This window comes from Kitasatospora sp. NPDC093550 (assembly GCF_044764985.1).
In the GTDB taxonomy this organism is placed as follows: domain Bacteria; phylum Actinomycetota; class Actinomycetes; order Streptomycetales; family Streptomycetaceae; genus Kitasatospora.
The window spans coordinates 1-21,039 of record NZ_JBIWJF010000020.1 but is presented as its reverse complement, the minus strand read 5'-3'; the positions used below and the strand labels follow the sequence as shown (position 1 = coordinate 21,039).

The following is a 21,039-nucleotide window of genomic DNA, read 5'->3' as shown; positions in this document are numbered from 1 at the left end:
TGTCTCCGTCCCGTCGTCTCGGAAGGTGGTCATCTCGACCATACCTTCGCACCGCGAACACCCGTCCGCGAGCAGAGTCGGCCCCGCAGGGCAAGGGACGAAGGTCACGGCCCGGGGCGCCGCCGAGGAGCCCGGGTTCCCGGTGCCGCGGCCGGGCCGAGCGCCTGCCCGGGCCGGGCAGGCGCTCGGGTCCTCAGCGTGCCGGGCGCAGCCAGAGGGTGGCGAGCGGGGGGAGGACCAGTTCGGCGGAGCGGGGCTGGCCGTCCCACTCGACCGGGTCGGCCTTGACCGGGTGGGAGTTGCCGATCCCGCCGCCGCCGTACTCCTCGGCGTCGGTGTTCAGCACCTCCTCCCACAGCTGGTCGCGGCCGGCCAGACGGGGCAGGCCGACCCGGCGGCCGTGCCGGACGACCGGGGAGAAGTTGCAGACCGCGACCAGCGGGCTGCCGTCGGCCGCGTAGCGGACGTAGGAGAGCAGGTTGTCGTCGGCGGCCCCGCCGTCGAGCCAGCGGAAGCCGTCCGGGGTGGTGTCCAGCTCCCACAGGGCCGGGGTGTCGAGGTAGTGCCGGTTGAGGTCGCGGACCAGGCGGCGCACCCCGAGGTGGTCCTGGTGGGCCGGCCACTGCTCGTCGAGCACCCACCACTGCGGGCCCTGCTCGTGGTCCCACTCCGCGCCCTGGGCGAACTCCTGTCCCATGTACAGCAGTTGCTTGCCCGGGTGGGACCACATGAAGCCCAGGTAGGCCCGGTGGTTGGCGCGCTGCTGCCACCAGTCCCCGGGCATCTTGGAGACCAGGGACTGCTTGCCGTGGACGACCTCGTCGTGCGAGATCGGCAGGACGTAGTTCTCGGAGTAGGCGTACACCATCGAGAAGGTGATCTCGTTGTGGTGGTACTTGCGGTGCACCGGCTCCTTGGACATGTAGACCAGCGAGTCGTGCATCCAGCCCATGTTCCACTTCAGCCCGAAGCCGAGGCCGCCGGCGTCGGTGGGGCGGGTGACGCCGTCCCAGGCGGTGGACTCCTCGGCGATGGTGACCACCCCCGGGCAGCGCCGGTAGACGGTGGCGTTCATCTCCTGCAGGAAGGAGGCGGCGTCCAGGTTCTCCCGGCCGCCGTACCGGTTGGGCGTCCAGGCGCCGCCCTCGCGGGAGTAGTCGAGGTAGAGCATCGAGGCGACGGCGTCCACCCGCAGGCCGTCGATGTGGAACTCCTCGCACCAGTAGACCGCGTTGGCGACCAGGAAGTTGCGCACCTCCTTGCGGCCGTAGTCGAACTCCAGCGTCCCCCAGTCCGGGTGCTCGGCGCGCAGCGGGTCGGCGGGCTCGTACAGCGGCTCGCCGTCGAAGCGGGCGAGCGCGAAGTCGTCCTTGGGGAAGTGCGCGGGCACCCAGTCGACGATGACGCCGATGCCGTGCCGGTGCAGGGTGTCCACCAGGTGCCGGAAGTCGTCCGGGCCGCCGAGCCGGGCGGTGGGGGCGTAGTAGCCGGACACCTGGTAGCCCCAGGAGCCGCCGAAGGGGTGCTCCATCACCGGCATGAACTCCACGTGGGTGAAGTTCAGCTCCTTCAGGTAGCGCGGCAGTTCCTCGGCGATGGCGCGGTAGGTGGTGAGGTCGGGGCGCCAGGAGGGCAGGTGCAGCTCGTATACCGACATCGGGGCCCGGTGGTGCGAGGCACGGGCCCGGCGGGCCATCCACTCGTCGTCCTGCCAGCGGTAGTCGGAGGAGGTGACCACCGAGGCGGTGCCGGGCGGGCACTGGGCGGCCCGGGCCAGCGGGTCGGCCTTGTCGAGCACCCAGCCCTGCCGGGTGTGCACCTCGTACTTGTACGTGGTGCCCTCGGCCAGGCCCGGGACGAACAGCTCCCAGATCCCGGAGGAGCCGAGCGAGCGCATCGGGTGCCCGGTGCCGTTCCAGTGGTTGAAGTCGCCGATCAGCCGCACCCCGGCGGCGTTCGGCGCCCAGACCGCGAACGCGGTGCCGGCCACGCCGTCGACGGTGCGCACGTGCGAGCCGAGCGCCCGCCACAGCTGCTCGTGCCGGCCCTCGGAGATCAGGTGCAGGTCGAGCTCGCCGAGGGTGGGCGCGGTGCGGTAGCCGTCGTGCTGGCGCAGCGGCTCGCCGTCCGGGTAGGTCACCAGCAGGGTGTAGTCCGGCAGTTCCCGCCCGGCCACCAGTCCGGTGAACAACCCGCCCTGCTGGTGGGTGAGTTCGGCCGGGCCCTGGGCGGTCTCGACGACCACCCGCTCGGCGAACGGGCGCAGCACCCGGATCGCGGTGCCGCCGTGCACCGGGTGCGCGCCGAGCAGCGCGTGCGGGTCGTGGTGCTGCCCGCTCACCAGCCGGTCCACCTCGGCCGGCGGCAGCGGCGCCTCGGGCAGGCGCAGCGCCCCGAGGGGGGTGGCGGGGTGCTCGGCCCCCCGGGGCTCCTCGGCCGGGGCCGGCGCCGGGGCCTCCGGCGCCGGGACGTCGGGCAGCGAAACCTCCGGCGCCGAGGCCTCCGGCAGCGAAACCTCCGGCGCCGAGGCCTCCGGTCCGGAGGGGTCCGGCCCGGAGGGTTGCGGCCCAGCGAGGAAGGTGGCCGGAACTGAGCGGTTGGGGCGGCCGGTCGGGTCGAGCGGCGTCACGGCTTGGTCCTCCTGCGGCGGGGGGTGGGCGAACTCCTGCGGGCGGTGCGCGGAACGGTGGAGCGTCAGACGGACAGGGCGAGGCGGTTGATCGCGGCCAACGGGATCGGCAGCCAGCTCGGCCGGTGCCGGGCCTCGTACACCACCTCGTACACCGCCTTGTCGATCTCCAGGGCCCGCATCAGCTCCGGCGAGGCGGCCGGGTCGGCGCCGCCCCCGGCGGTGTAGCCGGCGCAGAAGGCGGTGCGGTTGCGCTGGGCCCAGGCGGCGGCGAGGTGGGCCAGCTCCGGGTCGACCGGGCCGCCGGCCAGCAGGTGGGCCGCCGCGTAGTCGAAGGAGCGGAGCATCGCGGCGACGTCGCGCAGGGCGGGCTGCGGTTCGCGCCGCTCGTTGACCGACTTGGCCGGCTCGCCCTCGAAGTCCAGCAGCACCCAGCCGTGCGGGGTCCGCATGGCCTGGCCGAGGTGCAGGTCGCCGTGGATGCGCTGGACCGGCAGGCCGTCCGGGTGGGCGTCGGCGAGCTGTTGGAAGGCGGTGCGCAGCGCGGCCCGGAAGCGCAGCAGCCCGGGGACGGCGGCGACGGCGCTGTCCAGCCGGTCGGCCATCGCGGTGGCCAGCCGACCGGTCTGGGCGCGGTCGAGCCGGGCGACCGGCATCGAGCGGGCCAGCACCCGGTGCACCTCGGCGGTGGCCCGGCCGAGCCGGTGCGCCTCGATGGCGAAGTTGCCGGGGGAGCGGTCGCCCTTGAGCCGGCCGACCTGGTCGAGGGCGAGCTCCCAGCCGTCCTCGGCGTCCGGCAGGTAGCGCTGGAGCAGGCCGAGGGTGGCGGGTTCGGCGCGTTCCATCCGGCTCTCGAACCAGGCGGCGACCCGGGGGATCCGGGTGGAGCCGGCCCGGGACAGGGCGAGCGAGAGTTCGAGGTCGGGGTTGGTGCCGGGGTGGATGCGGCGGAACAGCTTGAGGATGTACGAGGTGCCGTAGATGACCGAACTGTTGGACTGCTCGGCGGTGGAGGCGCGGCCGGGGAGGTTGGCGGGCAGTCCGGAGCCGGGGGTGCGGCGGAAGGACAGCGAGCCGAAGCGGTCGCCGGTGGCGAGGTGTTCCAGCAGGCGGCCGGTGAGTTCGGGGTCGTGCACCGCGTCGTAGAGGGTCGCGCCGTCGTACGGGCCCTGGGTGAGCCGCCCGAGCACCGCGCCGGGGCCGATGTCCCCGAGACCCTGGGAGCGGATGCCGAGCAGCAGCTGGTAGATGTCGCCGTGCGGCGCGCCGGCCGTGGTGGCGTGCTCGACCCGCAGCAGCAGGTGCAGCAGGGCCGGGTCGCCGACCTGCAGCGGGGTGCCGACCACAGGGGTGAGCCCGGTGATGGGCCGGCCCTTCCCGGCGTACCAGCGTTGGGTGGGCAGCCACGCGGCGATCAGCGGGAGCGCCGCCTGGACGAGCTCGCTGACCCCCAGTGCGGTTCTCCGGGCCCCGGAGCCCCGCGCGCCGGCCGGCGCGGTGGCTCCGGCCGGGTCGTCGTGCTGCACATGGGCTTGAGAGCGGGAGGTTTCGGACATGACTCCCTTTCCCCGGAAGCACGCGGACTGCCCGACGGGTCGTGGCCGGGTCCGTCAGTCTTCCGGATTTCGGCGGCGCGGCGGTCGCGGCACGCGAGCACGGCTCGGGTGTCACGCCTTCGTGTGGGTGGCCGTTGGGCTGTTCTCCGTACGCGGTGGTGCAGAGAACTCCGGGGGCGCTGGGGTTCAACTCGCGCCCCCGGAGGGTCTGGTGGTGCTGGTGTGACGGGTGCGGCGGATCGTTACTTCGACCGCCTGGTCCCGCTCAGGCGCGGGGGCTGCCGGAGCTGGAACCAGTAGAAGCCGTGCCCGGCCAGGGTGAGCAGGTAGGGCCACTCACCGATCGACGGGAAGCGCACCCCGCCGATCAGCTCGACCGGGTAGCGTCCGCCGTACTGCCGCAGGTCCAGCTCGGTCGGCTGGGCGAACCGCGAGAAGTTGTTCACGCACATGACCAGGTCCCCCTCGTGCTCGCGCACGAAGGCGAGCACGGCGGGGTTGCTGGACGGCAGTTCGGCGTAGCTGCCGAGGCCGAACGCCGGATTGAGCTTGCGGATCTCGATCATGCGACGCGTCCAGTGCAGCAGCGAACTCGAACTGCTCTGCTGCGCTTCGACGTTGGTCACCTGGTAGCCGTACACCGGGTCCATGATGGGCGGCAGACTGAGCCTGCCCGGGTCGGCGGAGGAGAAACCCGCGTTGCGGTCCGGGGTCCACTGCATCGGCGTGCGCACGCCGTCCCGGTCGCCGAGCCAGATGTTGTCGCCCATGCCGATCTCGTCCCCGTAGTAGAGCACCGGCGAGCCGGGCAGGGAGAGCAGCAGGGCGGTGAACAGCTCGATCTGGTTGCGGTCGTTCTCCAGCAGCGGGGCGAGCCGGCGGCGGATGCCCACGTTGGCGCGCATCCGGGGGTCCTTGGCGTACTCCGCGTACATGTAGTCGCGCTCCTCGTCGGTGACCATCTCCAGGGTCAGCTCGTCGTGGTTGCGCAGGAAGATGCCCCACTGGCAGCCGCCCGGGATCCGCGGGGTCTTGGCGAGGATCTCGGACACCGGGTAGCGGGACTCGCGGCGGACCGCCATGAAGATCCGCGGCATCACCGGGAAGTGGAACGCCATGTGGCACTCGTCGCCGCCCGAGGTGAAGTCGCCGAAGTAGTCGACGACGTCCTCCGGCCACTGGTTGGCCTCGGCGAGCAGCACGGTGTCGGGGTAGTCGGCGTCGATCTCCTTGCGGACCCGCTTGAGGAACTCGTGGGTCTCCGGGAGGTTCTCGCAGTTGGTGCCCTCGCGGGCGAACAGGTACGGCACCGCGTCCAGCCGGAAGCCGTCGATGCCGAGGTCGAGCCAGAACCGCAGCCCGGCGATCATCTCGTCCTGGACCCGGGGGTTGTCGTAGTTGAGGTCCGGCTGGTGCGAGAAGAACCGGTGCCAGTAGTACTGCTTGCGGACCGGGTCGTAGGTCCAGTTGGAGGTCTCGGTGTCGACGAAGATGATCCGGGCGTCCGGGTACTGCTTGTCGTCGTCCGCCCACATGTAGAAGTCGCCGTACGGCCCGTCCGGGTCCGTCCGGGAGGCCTGGAACCACGGGTGCTGGTCGCTGGTGTGGTTCATGACGAAGTCGATGATCACCCGCATGCCCCGGGCGTGCGCGGCGTCGGTGAACGCCATGAAGTCGGCGAGGTCGCCGAACTCCGGCAGCACCGAGGTGTAGTCGGACACGTCGTAGCCGCCGTCGCGCAGCGGCGAGGCGAAGAACGGGGGGAGCCAGAGGCAGTCGATCCCGAGCCACTGGAGGTAGTCGAGCTTGGCCGTGAGCCCCTTGAGGTCCCCGACCCCGTCGCCGTTGCTGTCCTGGAAGGACCGCACCAGCACCTCGTAGAAGACCGCACGCTTGAACCACTCGGGGTCCAGGTTCTTCTTCGAGGTCTCGGGGAAGGTGTCGGGGACGGGCTCGTTCACTGTCACGCTGGGTTCCTCCGAACCGTGAGGAGGTGAGCCGGCTCGGCTGAGGGATCGAGCCGGACGTAGTTGTGCCGGCCCCAGGTGTAGACGGCGCCGGTGAGCTCGTCGTGCACCGCGTACGGGCCGTCGCCGTCCAACGTGACGGTGGCCTCCTGGACGTGGTGCGGGTCGAGGTTCACCACGGTGATGACCTGGTCGGTGAGCCCCTCGGGAGTGGTCGCGGTCTTGGAGTAGGCGAGCACCTGGTCGTTGTCGGTGGGGTGGAAGCGCAGGTCGCGCAGCTGCTGCAGGGCGGGGTGGCGCCGGCGCAGCCGGTTCAGCACCGTCAGCAGCGGGGCGAGGGTGTCGGTGCGGTTCCAGTCGCGCGGGCGCAGCTCGTACTTCTCCGAGTGCAGGTACTCCTCGGAGCCCGGGTGGGCCGGCTCGTTCTCGTACAGCTCGAAGCCGGCGTACACGCCGTAGCTGGGGGAGAGGGTGGCGGCGAGCACCGCGCGGACCGCGAAGGCGGCACGGCCGCCGTGCTGCAGGTAGGCGTGCAGGATGTCCGGGGTGTTGGCGAAGAAGTTGGGGCGCATGTAGGCGGCCGCGTCACCGGTGAGTTCGGTGAGGTAGTCGGTGAGTTCCGGTTTGGTGGTGCGCCAGGTGAAGTACGTGTACGACTGGTGGAAACCGATCTTCGCCAGGGTGTGCATCATCGCCGGACGGGTGAAGGCCTCCGCCAGGAACACGACATCGGGGTCGGTGCGGGCGATGTCGGCGAGGACCTTCTCCCAGAACACCACCGGCTTGGTGTGCGGGTTGTCGACCCGGAAGATCCGCACACCGTGGGACATCCAGAAGCGAAGGATCCGGATGGTTTCCTTGACGATTCCATCCATGTCCTGATCGAAGTTGATCGGATAGATGTCCTGGTACTTCTTCGGAGGGTTCTCGGCGTAGGCGATGGTGCCGTCCGCGCGGTGGCTGAACCATTCCGGGTGCTTGTTCACCCAGGGGTGGTCGGGGGAGCACTGGAGGGCGAAGTCGAGCGCCACCTCCAGGTGCAGCTCCCGGGCCTCGTTGACGAAGTGGTCGAAGTCCTCGATGGTGCCGAGGTCGGGGTGGACGGCGTCGTGGCCGCCCTCGGGGGAGCCGATCGCCCAGGGCGAGCCGACGTCGTGCGGACCGGCCGTCAGGGTGTTGTCCGGGCCCTTGCGGAAGGCTCGGCCGATCGGGTGCACCGGCGGCAGGTAGACCACGTCGAAGCCCATCGCGGCGACCGCCGGCAGCCGCTCGGCGGCGGTGCGCAGGGTGCCCGAGCGCGGCGGCTCGACGCCGCTCGGGTCCACCACGGCGCCCTCCGAACGGGGGAAGAACTCGTACCAGGAGCCGAACAGCGCGCGCTCGCGGTCCACCTGCAGCGGCAGCGGGCGGGAGGCGCTGAGCAGTTCGCGCAGCGGGTGACGGGCCAGCACCTCCAGCACCTCGGGGGCGAGGGCGGCGGCCAGCCGGGACAGCGGCGGCATGGTCGGGTCGCGCAGCGCGTCGGCGGCGGCCAGGACGTCGGCGCGGCCGTCCTTCTTCGGCACCCCGGCCGCGGCCTGCTCGAACAGGCGCGCGCCCTCCTCCAGGACCAGCGCGGTGTCGATCCCGGCGGGCAGCTTCACCGAGGCGGTCCGGCGCCAGGTGGCGATCGGGTCGCTCCACGCCTCCACCAGGTAGGACCAGCGGCCGGGCGCGGTCGGGGTGACGTACGCGCCCCAGCGGTCGGTGCCCTCGGCGAGTTCCCGCATCGGCGTCCACGGGCCGCTGCGGCCGCGCGGGTCGCGCAGCACCACGTTGGCGTTGACGGCGTCGTGGCCCTCGCGGAAGACGGTCGCGGTGACCAGGAAGGTCTCGCCGGCGACGGCCTTCGCCGGTCGGCGGCCGGCGTCGACGAGGGGGCTGACGTCCAGGACGGGGATGCGGCCGATCACGGTGTCGCTCTCTGTCTTGCGGGCGGAGGGCTTCGGGGCGGGTTTCGCGGCGGACTTGGCGGCGGACCGGCCGGTGGTCTTCGCGGCGGGCGCCTTCGGAGCGGCCGTCTTCTTGGCGGCGGCGGTCCGGCGCGGTGCGGAGCCGCTCCCGGCGGCGGCCTCGGGGGTGGTGGCCGACGCGGTGGCGGTGGTGCGGCGCGTGGTGGTGCGCCGGCGGGGTGACGTGGTCCGGTCCTCCGCGGCCCCGGGTTCTCGGGCCGCCGCGGATGACCGGGCTTCGGAGGATCCGGTACCGACCGGCCCGGACGCCCTGGGCGCCGGCATCGCCGGATCTGTACGACTGTCAGAATCCATCCGTCCGGCGGATTCCGCGACCGCTGGGTCGAGGGTTTCGGCCACCGGTGTGGACTGGTCCCGCGTGTCGCCGTGCATGCCAAGCTCCTGCCCGAGATCAGCGGCAGCTCCCGCGGGCCGGGGTCGGGCCAGGGAGTACCGGGAGGACTGCTGGGTGGGGAGGACGTGCGACCGGAGCCTGCCCGCGCCGCTGTCCCCGGCAACCCGCCCGGCGCCCGCCGAGCCGGTGGCGGGACGCCCCGGAGCCCGTGCGCGTCCCGGCGCACGCCTCCGGGAGCACGCCCCTGGGCGGCCCGGTCCACCCGTGAACGAGCGGGCCGGGCGTGAGGACACGCGCCGGTGCGCGGTGAGCGCCGAACGGGCTAAGGAGAAGGGGAACGGCCAACGCGAAAAGGATTCGGACGTGCTGCTTAGAGGGGGACGCCACCCGTCGCCGGACTCTCCACAGCATCAACGACCTTCGGCCATCCTCGCATCGGCGACAAGGTTTTTGCACCGGTACGACAGTAGTTTCGGACCTTGTCCCGAGCGGATGCGCGGTCGGAAATGGATCCGTACCGCAGAGTTCACGCATTGGTAGCGCGGGACCCCGAAATGTGCGCCTCGCGCGCCCCCCGTGCAGACCAATGCGCCGAATGCGATCTCATCAATAGGCCGAACGGATGCCCAATAGCCCACTTGACGCACTGTCGGACCGACCGCCGCGGCTACGCTTCACGCCGTGAAGGCAATCCGCAGATTCACCGTCCGCACCGTCCTGCCCGAACAACTCCAGCCGTTGCACGAGCTGGCCCTCAACCTGCGCTGGTCCTGGCACCCCGAGACCAGGGACCTGTTCCGGTCCGTGGACCCGGAGGTCTGGGCCGCGACCGGCGAGGACCCGGTGCGGCTGCTCGGGGAGGTCCCGGCCGTCCGGCTCGCCGCGCTCGCCGCCGACCGGCGCTTCCTGCGCAGACTCGGCGACCTCGCCGACGACCTGCGCGACTACCTGAGCGGCCCGCGCTGGTACCAGACCCGGCAGGAGGCCGAGGCCGCCGCGCTGCCCGCCGCGGTCGCCTACTTCTCGCCCGAGTACGGCATCGCCGCCGCGCTGCCCCAGTACTCCGGCGGGCTCGGCATCCTGGCCGGCGACCACCTCAAGGCCGCCAGCGACCTCGGCGTCCCGATCATCGGCGTCGGCCTGTTCTACCGGCACGGCTACTTCCGCCAGTCGCTCGACCGGGACGGCTGGCAGCAGGAGCGCTACCCGCTGCTCGACCCGGACGAGCTCGCGGTCAGTCTGCTGCGGGAGGCCGACGGCACCCCCTGCCGGGTCGACCTCGCGCTGCCCGGCGGCCGCACCCTGGCGGCCCACATCCGCAAGGCCCAGGTCGGCCGGGTGCCGCTGCTGCTCCTCGACTCCGACATCGAGGCCAACTCGCCCGCCGAACGCGACGTCACCGACCGGCTGTACGGCGGCGGCAGCGAGCACCGGCTGCTCCAGGAGATGCTGCTCGGCATCGGCGGCGTCCGGGCCGTACGCGCCTACTGCCGGCTCACCGGGCACCCCGCCCCCGAGGTCTTCCACACCAACGAGGGCCACGCCGGCTTCCTCGGCGTCGAACGGATCCGCGAGCTGGTCGCCGCGGGCCCGGCCGACCCGGGCGCCGACGGCCTCGACTTCGCCGCCGCCCTGGAGTCCGTCCGGGCCGGCACCCTCTTCACCACCCACACGCCCGTCCCGGCCGGCATCGACCGCTTCGACCGCGAGCTGGTCGCCCGTCACTTCGGCGGCGAGGTCGCGCTGCCCGGCGTCCCGGTCGACCAGGTGCTCGCGCTCGGCGCCGAGACCTGGCGCGGCGGGGACCCGAAGCTGTTCAACATGGCCGCCATGGGCCTGCGGCTGGCCCAGCGCGCCAACGGGGTCTCCGCCCTGCACGGCGAGGTCAGCCGTTCGATGTTCAACGGCCTCTGGCCCGGCTTCGACCCCGCCGAGGTGCCGATCACCTCGGTCACCAACGGCGTGCACGCCGCCACCTGGATCGACCCGGCGGTCGTCCGGCTCGGCGCCGCCGAGATCGGCGCCGAGCGCGCCGAGGAGGCGATGACCACCGGCGAGGCCACCCGCTGGACCGGCCTGGAGGCGATCGGCAACTCCGCGATCTGGGAGCTGCGCCGCACCCTGCGCGCCCAGCTGGTGGACGAGGCCCGTCGTCGGCTGCACGCCTCCTGGCGCCAGCGCGGGGCCGGCGAGGCCGAACTCGGCTGGGTCTCCTCGGTGCTCGATCCCGACGTGCTCACCATCGGCTTCGCCCGCCGGGTGCCCTCGTACAAGCGGCTCACCCTGATGCTCCGCGACCCGGAGCGGCTGCGCGGCCTGCTGCTGCACCCCACCCGGCCGGTCCAGATCGTGGTGGCGGGCAAGGCCCACCCGGCCGACGACGGCGGCAAGCGGCTGATCCAGCAGATGGTCGCCTTCGCCGACGACCCGGCCGTCCGGCACCGGATCGTCTTCCTGCCGGACTACGACATGGCGATGGCCCGGCACCTCTACCCGGGCTGCGACGTCTGGCTCAACAACCCGCTGCGCCCGCTGGAGGCCTGCGGCACCTCCGGGATGAAGGCGGCGCTCAACGGCTGCCTCAACCTGTCCGTCCTGGACGGCTGGTGGGACGAGTGGTACGACGGCCGCAACGGCTGGGCGATCCCCACCGCCGACGAGAGCGGCGGGGTGCTCGACCCGGACAGCGGCGAGGCCGAGCGGCGCGACGACATCGAGGCGGCCGCGCTCTACGACCTGATCGAGCACCAGGTCGCCGGCCGGTTCTACGACCGGGACGCGGACGGGCTGCCGCAGCAGTGGATCGCCATGGTCCGGCACACCCTGGTCACCCTCGGTCCCAAGGTGCTCGCCGGACGGATGGTCCGCGAGTACGTCGAACGGCTGTACGCCCCGGCGGCCCTGGCCCAGCGCGAGCTGACGGGCACCGGTGGCGCCCCCGCGCGGGAGCTGGCGGTCTGGAAGGCGAAGGTACGGGAGGCCTGGCCGGCCGTCCGGGTCGAGCACGTCGAGGCGGACTGTCCGGCCGAGGCCCAGGAGCTGGGCAGCTCGCTGGCGCTGCGGGTGCAGGTCGCGCTGGGCTCGCTGGCGCCGGACGACGTCGAGGTACAGGTGGTCTCCGGCCGGGTGGACGAGTCGGACGGCATCTCGGACGCCTGCCTGCTCGCCCTCAAGCCGGTCGGCGGGCCCGACCTGGACGGCCGCACCCGCTACGAGGGCTCGCTGGAGCTGTGCCGGACCGGACCGTTCGGCTACACCGTCCGCGTCCTGCCGGCCCACCCGCGGCTGGCCTCCCCGGCCGAGCCGGGGCTGGTCGCGCTGCCGGCCGAGTCGGTCGGGATGGACGCGGGGCTGCTGCGCTGACGGAGTGACGGATGACTGCCGTGCGCCAACTCGGACGGCAGTCATCCGGTTGCCCCGGGTGTCGGGCGGGGGGAGCGTGATGCCCATGATCCGAACCCTGCGCGCGGCCGCCCTCGCCGCGCTCTCCGTCGTCCTCGTGGCGTGGCCGGCCCGGGCGGCCACCACCCCGCTCGCGGCGCCACCGGCGGCCGCACGGCTGTCCGTCGAACTCTGCCCGCCGCAGGACCCGGTGGTGCCCGGCGAGACCGGGACCCTGGAGGTGCGGGTCACCAACCACGGCCCGGCGGCCACCGGCGGAGCGACCCTGGTGGTCGTGCACTTCCCGTCGCCCGGCGTGGTGCAGTCGGCCGACCCGCCGGTCACCCTGACCTACTTCGGTACCGGCAGCTCCTACCAGGTCCCGGCCGGCCTGGCGCCCGGGGCGAGCTCGGTGGAGCGGCTGGCGCTGTACGTCGCGCCGATCACCTCTCCGTTCACCACCGTCAGCGGCGACGTCCAGGCCTTCTACCCGGGTGACCCGGACCAGTCCGGCCACACCACGCCGTACCGCCTCACCACCGCCGACACCAGGGCGCACTTCATGGTCGGCGCCTCCTCGGCCTGGGAGGCCGGCCACCCGGTGCCGCAGCCGGGCGACCTCACCGGCAAACCCGGCGAGACCGTCACCCTGCCGCTGTGGGTGTACAACGCGGGCCCCTCGTACTCGACCCACCCGGTCGACCTGGCGATCACCACGCCGGAGCACACCACGCTGACCGGCACCGTGCCGTACGACTGCACGGCGACCGGGCCGCGGACGCTGACCTGCCACCTGCCGAGCGGGCCGCGCTACCACGACGCGGTCTTCGTCGACCCGGCGGTGGTGATCGACCCGGCGGCCGTCGCCGGGCAGGTGCTGCCCGGCGGGACGCTGGACGTGGTGGCCACCCAGGAGGACCGCCCCTCGCCGGACTGGCACACCGACTACGGGGTGACCGTCGGCTGACGGCCCCCGGAGGACGAGCGGGAAGAGGGGGAGGCCGGGGGAGGCCAAGGGGGCGGCCCGGCCGGGTGCGTGACGGCGCACCCGGTCGGGCACATTCACGGGTCGGGGCCGGGCCCCTCAGACCAGGCTGTCCCGCCAGGCCCGGTGGAGGTCGGCGAAGCGGCCGGAGCCGTCGATCAGCTCCCGCGGGGAGCCGTCCTCCACGATCCGGCCCCCGTCCATCACCAGGACGCGGTCGGCGATCTCCACGGTGGAGAGCCGGTGCGCGATGATCACCGCCGTACGGCCGGCCAGCACCGTGCGCATCGCCCGCTGGACGGCCTGCTCGCCCGGGACGTCCAGGGAGCTGGTCGCCTCGTCCAGGATCAGCACCGCCGGGTCCGCCAGCAGGGCGCGGGCGAAGGCGACCAGCTGGCGCTGGCCGGCCGAGATCCGGCCGCCGCGCTTGCGCACGTCGGTGTCGAAGCCGTCCGGCAGGGCCGCGATGAACTCGTACGCGCCGATGTCGCGGGCGGCCCGCTCGACCTCCTCGCGGGAGGCACCCGGGCGGCCGATCGCGATGTTCTCGGCGACGGTGCCGGAGAACAGGAAGGACTCCTGGGTCACCATCACCACCCCGCGGCGCAGCTCGGTGGTGGCCAGCTCGCGGAGGTCCACGCCGTCCAGCCGGATCCGGCCGCCGGTCGGGTCGTAGAAGCGGGCCAGCAGCTTGGCGACCGTCGACTTGCCCGCGCCCGTCGCCCCGACCACCGCGACCGTCTGCCCGGCCGGGATCGACAGGTCGAAGGGCGGCAGCACCTCCTTGCCGGTGCGGTACGCGAAACGGGTCCCCTCGAAGGAGACCGCCCGGCCCTTCCGGGTGGTCGGGGGCAGCTCCGTCGGCCGGGCCGGTTCGGCCACGGTCGGCTCGTGGGCGAGCAGACCGGCGATCTTCTCCAGGGCCGCGGCGGCCGACTGGTAGCTGTTCAGGAACATCGCCAGCTGGTCGATCGGGTCGTAGAGCCGGCGCAGGTAGAGCGTGAAGGCGGTGAGCACGCCCAGCTCCAGCGAGTCGTCGACGACCAGGTACGCGCCGACCAGCACCACGCCGGTGATCCACAGGTTGGCGGTGGCGCGGGACAGTCCGACGTAGCGGGCGATCTCCAGCAGGCCGTCCGCGGTCGCGGTCGCGGACTGCCGGTTGACCACGGCGAAGGCGGCGTCGTTGGCCTTCTCGCGGCGGAAGGCCTGCACCGGGCGGATGCCGTTCATGGTCTCGGTGAAACGGACGATCAGCGAGGCTGCCGAGGTCCGGGAGCGGCGGTAGACCCGGCGCGAGCGGCTGCGGAAGGAGCGGGCGATCAGCGCCAGCGGCACGCCGGACAGCAGCGACACCAGGCCGAGCCGCCAGTCCAGCGCCAGCAGCAGCACCGAGATGTAGCAGAGCGACAGGAAGACCGTCAGAAGCTCCTGCAGGCCCTCGGAGAGCAGCTCGCGCAGCGCGTCGATGTCGCTGGTGGCCCGGGAGATGATCCGGCCCGAGGTGTAGCGCTCGTGGAAGTCCAGGCTGAGCCGCTGGGCGTGCCGGAAGATCCGGCCGCGCAGCTCCAGCAGGATGTCCTGGTTGACCCGGGCGCTGATCTTGATGAACGCCCACTGCAGCACCGGGCTGAGCAGCGCGCAGCACAGGTAGGCGGCGATGACCGCGATCAGCGGGCCGGAGTCGTGCGCGCGCAGGGCCGGGATGGCGCGGTCCATCGCGATCGCGACCAGCAGCGGGCCGGACTGCAGGGCGGCCTGCTGGACCAGGATCACCAGCATCGCGACGGCGATCCGGGCCCGGTGCGGGCCGAGCAGCGAGCGCAGCAGCGCCCGGGGCGCGCCGGGCGGGACGGGGATGTCCTCCTCGTCGGCCGGGGGCGGGGGCAGCTCCTCCTCGGCCGGGGCGGCGGGTTCGGCGGTGGTCGTCACGGGGCTGTACTTCCTCCGGGCACGAGGGCGTCGGGTGCGAGGGCGCCGGGCACGGGGGCGCTGGGTGCGGGGGCGTCGGGCACGGGAGCGGGGGAGGCCTCACCCGACATCAGTTCGCGGTAGTGCGCGCAGTCGCGCAGCAGCTCCTGGTGGGTGCCGACGGCCTCGATCCGGCCGTCCGCCAGTACCGCGACCCGGTCGGCGAGCAGCACGGTGCTGGGGCGGTGGGCGACCACCAGGGCGGTGGTGGTGCCGAGGACCTCGCGCAGCGCCCGCTCCACCAGGGCCTCGGTGTGCACGTCCAGCGCGGAGAGCGGGTCGTCCAGCACCAGGAAGGCCGGGTCGCCGACCACCGCGCGGGCCAGCGCGAGCCGCTGGCGCTGGCCGCCGGACAGGCTCAGGCCCTGCTCGCCGACCTCGGTGTCCGCGCCCTCGGGGAGCCTGTCGACGAAGCCGGCCTGGGCGGTGGCGAGGGCCGAGCGCAGCTGGTCCCCGTCGGCGCCGGGGGCGCCCATCAGGACGTTCTCCCGGACGGTGGCGGAGAACAGGGTGGGCTCCTCGAAGGCGACCGCGACGAGTTCGCGCAGCCGCTCCCGGGGCAGGTCGCGGACGTCCCGGCCGTCCAGCGTGATGGTGCCGGCGGTGGCCTCGTGCAGACGGGGGAGCAGGGCGGTGAGCGTGGTCTTGCCGCTGCCGGTGGCGCCGACCAGGGCCATCGTCTCGCCGCTGCGGATGTGCAGGTCGATGCCGGCCAGCAGGTCGGGGCTGTCCGCGGGGGCGTCGGGGTAGCGGAAGCGGACGCCGGTGAAGCGGATGCCGTCGGGGGCGCCGAGCTCGGTGACGGTGCCCGGATCCGGGGTGTCCGGTTCGTCCAGCACCTCGAAGAAGCGGTCGGTGGCGGTGGCGGCCTCGTTGGCGTAGGCGAGCAGCCAGCCGAGCGACTCGACCGGCCAGCGCAGCGCGAGCGCGGTGGAGAGGAAGGCGACCAGGGTGCCGGCGCTCAGCTCGTCGTGGGCGACCAGGACGGCGCCGACGGCGAGGGCGCAGCCGAGGGCGAGCTCCGGCAGGCCGATGATGACGGCCCAGAGCTTGGCGAGCAGGTGGGCCTTGTGCAGCTCGGTGCGGCGCAGCTCGCGGGACTGCTCGCGGAAGCGCTCGGCCATCGAGCGGTGGCGGCCGAAGGCCTTGAGGATCCGGATGCCGAGGACGGACTCCTCGACGATGGTGGCGAGGTCGCCGTTCTGGTCCTGGGCGAGCCGGGAGGCGCCGGAGTAGCGGGACTCGAAGCTCCGGGTGAGCAGGAACAGCGGGACGACGGGCACCAGGGCGATCAGCGCGAGCCGCCAGTCCTGGGTGAACATCACCACCGTGCCGGCCAGGAACATCACCGAGTTGACGATCAGGAAGACCAGCGGGAAGGCCAGGAACAGCCGCATGGTGTACATGTCGGCGGTGGCCCGGGAGAGCAGCTGGCCGGAGCCCCAGCGGTCGTGGAAGGAGACCGGCAGCCGTTGGAGCTTGGCGAAGAGGTCGCCGCGCATCGCCGTCTCCAGCCCGGCCAGCGGGCGGGCCAGCACCACCCGGCGGGTGTAGAAGAGCCCGGCCTCGAAGAGGCCCACGACCAGCAGCAGGCCGACCAGCGGCCACAGGGCGGCCGGGTCGTGGGTGGCGAGCGGGCCGTCCACGATCCGGCCGAGGACCACGGGGACGGCGAGGGTGCTCAGCATGCCGAGGGAGGCGGCCGTCACGGACACGGCCAGCCGGCCGCGGACGGCGCGCGCGTACGGCCACAGGCGCAGCAGGGAGCGGACCGTGGAGTGGCGGTGCTCGGTCACGGCTGCGTTGGCGGGCGCGTCGGCGGGAGCGCCTCCGGGCGTGGTGGCGGGCACGTCGGCAGGCGCGTCGCCGGGCTGGTTGTCGGTGTCATGTCGGTTCTCGGCCATCGCGGTGAGGGTAGGCAGAGAGCCCGTCATTTCTCATCCGGTTTTTCGCCCCTGTCGGTGCCGTCCGGCGAGAACCGGCCACCCGGACGGGCGGTGCGGGGTGGACGGCGGGGCGTGCGCGGCGGTTCGTGCAGGGACGACTGCGCCGTGCGCCTCTTGCGAGCCCCGGCCGATCGGCCGATGGAATCTCCTGACGGATGCTCATTGATACCTGAGTGACAGGAGTGTGGACATGACGGTCGAAACCGAACCCACCCCGGCCCCCGGCGGCTCCGCGATGGTGCAGGTGCGGGCCCGGCTCAGCCTCAGCACGACCGCAGCCCGGAACCTGGCGACGACGACCAAGTCGAAGCCGCAGATGCAGGAGATCACCTCCCGCTGGCTGCTGAAGATGCTGCCCTGGGTGCAGGTCAGCGCGGGCACCTACCGGGTCAACCGCCGCCTCAGCTTCGCCACCGGGCGCGGCCGGGTGAGCTTCTCCACGTCCGGGTCGACGGTGAGCGTGATCGCCCCCACGCTGCGCGAGGTGCCGGCGCTGCACGGGTACCAGGACGACGCGGTGCTGGAGGAGCTGGCCGGCCGGTTCGTGCAGCGGGACTTCGTGGTGGGCGACGTGCTGGTCGAGGAGGGCACGCCGATCGAGGAGGTGTTCCTGGTCGCGCACGGCAAGGTCGAGCGGATCGGCACCGGCAAGTACGGCGAGCCGACCGTGCTCGGCTCCCTCGCCGACGGCGACCACATCGGCGACGAGGCGCTCACCGAGCAGAGCGGCACCTGGCCGTACACCGTGAAGGCCGCGACCTCCGGCGTCGCGATGGCGCTGCCCTGGACGGTCTTCCAGGAGCTGGTCGACCGCTCGGACTCGCTGCGCGAGCAACTGCTGGGCTTCGCCGCCGACGCCGCGCAGGCCCAGAACGCGCACGGCGAGGCGAAGATCGACCTCTCGGCCGGCCACCACGGCGAGTACGAGCTGCCGGGCGCCTTCGTGGACTACGAGCTGAAGCCGCGCGAGTACGAGCTGAGCGTCGCGCAGACCGTGCTCAAGGTGCACACCCGGGTCGCGGACCTCTACAACAAGCCGATGAACCAGACCGAGGAGCAGCTGCGGCTGACCGTCGAGGCCCTGCGGGAGCGGCAGGAGTACGAGCTCATCAACAACCCGGAGTTCGGCCTGCTCGGCAACACCGACTTCGACCAGCGGATCCAGACCCGCTCCGGGGCGCCCACCCCGGACGACCTGGACGAGCTGCTGAGCATGCGGCGCGACACCGACTTCCTGTTCGCCCACCCGCGGGCGATCGCCGCCTTCGAGCGGGAGTGCAACAAGATCGGCGTCTACCCGGCCACCGTCGACGTCCTCGGCAAGCACCGGCCGACCTGGCGCGGGGTGCCGATCCTCCCGTGCAACAAGATCCCGGTCTCCGACCAGCAGACCAGCTCGTTCATCGCGATGCGGGTCGGCGAGGACAACCAGGGCGTGGTCGGGCTGACCCAGATCAACCTCCCGGACGAGGTCGAGCCCGGTCTGAACGTCCGCTTCATGGGCATCGACGAGAAGGCGATCGCCTCGTACCTGGTCAGCACCTACTACTCGGCGGCGGTGCTGGTGCCGGACGCGATCGGGGTGCTGGAGAACGTGGAGCTGGGGCACGCCCGGGGCTGACGGGCGGGGGGCAGGGGGTCGGAGCTCAGGGGTTCCGGGGTCGGGGCTTCGGGGGGTGGGGGGTGGGGGCGCGGGGTCGGGGCTTGGGCTCAGGGGTTCGGGGCGGGTGCGCGCAGCAGTTGCAGTGAGCGCCCGCCCAGGACGACGGCGCCGTGCGGGTGCGGCTCGCCGGTGCCGGCGGCGGCGGTGTCGACCACCGTCTCGTACGCGGCCTCCGGGGCCGCCCAGGGCTCGCCGGGCAGGGTGAACAGCACCTCGCGGTGGCCGGCGTTGAGCAGCAGCAGGAAGCTGTCGTCCCGCAACGGGCGCCCGGCGTCGTCCCGTTCGGACATCGCGGAGCCGGAGAGCAGCATGCCGAGGCAGGCCGTCGGCGCGAACCAGTCGGCCTCGGTCATCTCCTTGCCGAGCGGGGTGAACCAGGCCAGGTCCGGCTGTCCGCCGGGGGCGGTGGCCCGGCCGGAGAAGAACGCCCGCCGGCGGAGCACCGGGTGCGCCCGGCGAAGCCGGACGAGCCGGGCGGTCAGCTCGCACAGCTCCCGCCAGCCGGGCTCCGCCAGCAGCGACCAGTCCAGCCAGCTGACCTCGTTGTCCTGGCAGTAGGCGTTGTTGTTGCCGCCCTGGGTGCGGCCCAGCTCGTCCCCGGCGGTGAGCATCGGGACGCCCGCCGAGAGCAGCAGGGTGGCGATCAGGTTGCGCAGTTGGCGCAGACGGAGGGCGTTGACGGTCGGGTCGGTGGTCTCGCCCTCGGCGCCGTGGTTCCAGGAGCGGTTGTCGTCGGTGCCGTCCCGGTTGGCCTCGCCGTTCGCCTCGTTGTGCTTGCGGTCGTAGGAGACCAGGTCGCGCAGGGTGAAACCGTCGTGCGCCGTCACGTAGTTGACCGAGGCGTACGGGCGGCGGCCGCCGCGCTGGTAGAGGTCGGAGGAGCCGGAGAGGCGGTAGCCGAGCTCGCGGACGTCCGGGCGGGCGCCGCGCCAGAAGTCCCGTACGGCGTCGCGGTACTTGTCGTTCCACTCGGCCCACAGCGGGGGGAAACCGCCGACCTGGTAGCCGCCCGGGCCGACGTCCCAGGGCTCGGCGATCAGCTTCACCCGGCTCAGCAGCGGGTCCTGGGAGACCGCGGCGAGGAAGGGGTGGTCCATGTCCACGCCGTCGCCGCCGCCCGGGCCGCCGCGGGCGAGGGCGGCGGCGAGGTCGAACCGGAAGCCGTCCACGCCCATCTCGGCGACCCAGTACCGCAACGAGTCGGTGACCAGCCGGATCACCTGCGGACGGCGGGTGTCCAGGGTGTTGCCGCAGCCGGTGTAGTCGGCGTAGCCGCGCGGGCGGTTCGGCGGCAGGCGGTAGTAGCCGGCGTTGTCGATGCCGCGCAGTGAGAGCATCGGGCCGAGGGCGCCGCCCTCGGCGGTGTGGTTGAACACCACGTCCAGGATCACCTCGATCCCGGCGGCGTGCAGGGCCCGGACCATCCGCTTGAACTCGCCGACCTGGCCGCCGCGGGAGCCGGAGGCGGAGTAGCCGGCGTGCGGGGCGAAGTAGCCGACCGTGTTGTAGCCCCAGTAGTTGACCAGGCCGCGGGTCTGCAGGTGGTCCTCGCTGGCGTACTGGTGGACCGGCAGCAGCTCGACGGCGGTCACGCCGAGACGGGTGAGGTGGGCGATGGCGGCGGGGTGGGCGAGGCCGGCGTAGGTGCCGCGGAGGTGCGGCGGGATGTCGGGGTGGCGCATGGTGAAGCCGCGGACGTGCAGCTCGTAGATCACCGTCTCGGCCCAGGGGGTCTTCGGGCGGTGGTCGTCGAACCAGTCGTCGTCATCGTGCACGACCACGGATCTGGGCACGTACGGCGCGGAGTCGCGGTTGTCCCGGACGGTGTCGGCGACGTCCGCCTCCGGCCAGTTGCGGACGGCGGCGCAGGCGGCGTCGTGGGAGGTGTAACAGCCGTCGATGGCGCGGGCGTACGGGTCCAGCAGCAGCTTGGCCGGGTTCCAGCGGGCTCCCGTCCACGGGTCCCAGCGGCCGTGTACGCGGAAGCCGTAGCGGGTGCCGGGGAGGACGCCGGGGAGGAAGCCGTGCCAGACCTGGAAGTCCTGCTCGGTGAGGCGGTGCCGGCTCTCCCGGCCGTCCTCGTCGAAGAGGCACAGGTCGACGGCCTCGGCGCCGGGGGTCCAGAGGGCGAAGTTGGTGCCCGGGGTGGGGTGCTGGGGGTGGGGGCTGGGGTGGTGGGGGGTGGGGCTGGGGTGCTGGGTGTGGGGGGTGGGGTGGTGGGGGGTGGGGCTGGGGCGGAAGCGGGCGCCCAGGGGTTGCCAGGTGCCGGGGAGGGGTGGCTCGGTGGCTTGCTCGGCGCTGCTCGGCCGTGCTGTGGCTTCCAGCTCCTGCCCTGACGCCATGGCCGTACCTCCCTGGGCGGGGTGTCCTGAGTCCCGTTCTTTGGGTCTTCCCGGATTGTGCAGATCGGAAGCGGCTGAACGGGGGCTTACCGGCGGATGGCGGGGTGGGGGCCGCTGCGCGGGGCTGGTGGGGTGGTGGCTTTCGGGAGGGTGGGTGGCGGGGGGGGGGGGGGGGGGGGGGGGGGGGGGGGGGGGGGGGGGGGGGGGGGGGGGGGGGGGGGGGGGGGGGGGGGGGGGGGGGGGGGGGGGGGGG

At 73.1% G+C, this 21,039-nt stretch carries 10 protein-coding genes; 3 read left to right on the top strand and 7 right to left on the bottom strand.

What is annotated here, in order from left to right; genetic code table 11:
* Positions 1 to 193 precede the first annotated feature (193 nt).
* From glgB to ACIRD3_RS28060, 4 genes are all read right to left on the bottom strand, one after another.
* Positions 194 to 2,629: a 1,4-alpha-glucan branching protein GlgB gene (glgB, locus tag ACIRD3_RS28075; RefSeq protein WP_402222028.1), complete on the bottom strand. Its 2,436-nt coding sequence runs from the start codon at positions 2,627 to 2,629 to the stop codon at positions 194 to 196.
* Positions 2,630 to 2,694: 65 nt separating this feature from the next.
* Entirely contained in the window at positions 2,695 to 4,185 is a 1,491-nt protein-coding gene (locus tag ACIRD3_RS28070; RefSeq protein ID WP_402222026.1) for a phosphotransferase, read from the bottom strand.
* Positions 4,186 to 4,427: 242 nt separating this feature from the next.
* On the bottom strand, positions 4,428 to 6,152 hold the full coding sequence (gene treS, locus ACIRD3_RS28065) for a maltose alpha-D-glucosyltransferase (protein WP_402222023.1): 1,725 nt from the start codon (positions 6,150 to 6,152) through the stop codon (positions 4,428 to 4,430).
* Positions 6,149 to 8,104, bottom strand: a complete 1,956-nt coding sequence (locus ACIRD3_RS28060) for an alpha-1,4-glucan--maltose-1-phosphate maltosyltransferase (RefSeq protein ID WP_402222257.1) — start codon at positions 8,102 to 8,104, stop codon at positions 6,149 to 6,151. The genes treS and ACIRD3_RS28060 overlap by 4 nt, the downstream gene beginning before the upstream one ends.
* Positions 8,105 to 9,179: 1,075 nt before the next feature.
* Between ACIRD3_RS28060 and glgP the strand changes: the two genes are divergently transcribed.
* Complete coding sequence (gene glgP, locus ACIRD3_RS28055; protein WP_402222021.1) at positions 9,180 to 11,861, top strand: alpha-glucan family phosphorylase; 2,682 nt, start codon at positions 9,180 to 9,182, stop codon at positions 11,859 to 11,861.
* 85 nt (positions 11,862 to 11,946) lie between these two features.
* Positions 11,947 to 12,846: a hypothetical protein gene (locus ACIRD3_RS28050; protein WP_402222018.1), complete on the top strand. Its 900-nt coding sequence runs from the start codon at positions 11,947 to 11,949 to the stop codon at positions 12,844 to 12,846.
* A gap of 117 nt (positions 12,847 to 12,963) precedes the next feature.
* On the opposite strand, the gene ACIRD3_RS28045 is transcribed toward ACIRD3_RS28050, so the two are convergent.
* On the bottom strand, positions 12,964 to 14,754 hold the full coding sequence (locus ACIRD3_RS28045) for an ABC transporter ATP-binding protein (RefSeq protein ID WP_402222254.1): 1,791 nt from the start codon (positions 14,752 to 14,754) through the stop codon (positions 12,964 to 12,966).
* A 38-nt stretch (positions 14,755 to 14,792) separates the two neighbouring features.
* Positions 14,793 to 16,739 carry an ABC transporter ATP-binding protein gene (locus ACIRD3_RS28040; protein WP_402222015.1) on the bottom strand — a complete coding sequence of 649 codons (1,947 nt, stop codon included), beginning with the start codon at positions 16,737 to 16,739 and terminating at the stop codon, positions 14,793 to 14,795.
* 232 nt (positions 16,740 to 16,971) lie between these two features.
* Here ACIRD3_RS28040 and ACIRD3_RS28035 point away from each other — a divergent pair, with 232 nt between their 5' ends.
* Positions 16,972 to 18,402 carry a family 2B encapsulin nanocompartment shell protein gene (locus ACIRD3_RS28035; protein ID WP_402222012.1) on the top strand — a complete coding sequence of 477 codons (1,431 nt, stop codon included), beginning with the start codon at positions 16,972 to 16,974 and terminating at the stop codon, positions 18,400 to 18,402.
* 89 nt (positions 18,403 to 18,491) lie between these two features.
* Here the strand turns inward: ACIRD3_RS28035 and glgX are convergent, their stop codons facing one another.
* On the bottom strand, positions 18,492 to 20,786 hold the full coding sequence (gene glgX, locus ACIRD3_RS28030; RefSeq protein WP_402222010.1) for a glycogen debranching protein GlgX: 2,295 nt from the start codon (positions 20,784 to 20,786) through the stop codon (positions 18,492 to 18,494).
* Positions 20,787 to 21,039: the final 253 nt, after the last annotated feature.

Bases quoted from the DNA above. Each gene is read 5' to 3' on its own strand.
- ACIRD3_RS28050 (WP_402222018.1), top strand. From the start codon at position 11,947: ATGATCCGAACCCTGCGCGCGGCCGCCCTCGCCGCGCTCTCCGTCGTC.
- ACIRD3_RS28070 (WP_402222026.1), bottom strand. From the start codon at position 4,185: ATGTCCGAAACCTCCCGCTCTCAAGCCCATGTGCAGCACGACGACCCG.
- glgX (WP_402222010.1), bottom strand. From the start codon at position 20,786: ATGGCGTCAGGGCAGGAGCTGGAAGCCACAGCACGGCCGAGCAGCGCC.
- ACIRD3_RS28035 (WP_402222012.1), top strand. From the start codon at position 16,972: ATGACGGTCGAAACCGAACCCACCCCGGCCCCCGGCGGCTCCGCGATG.
- ACIRD3_RS28040 (WP_402222015.1), bottom strand. From the start codon at position 16,739: ATGGCCGAGAACCGACATGACACCGACAACCAGCCCGGCGACGCGCCT.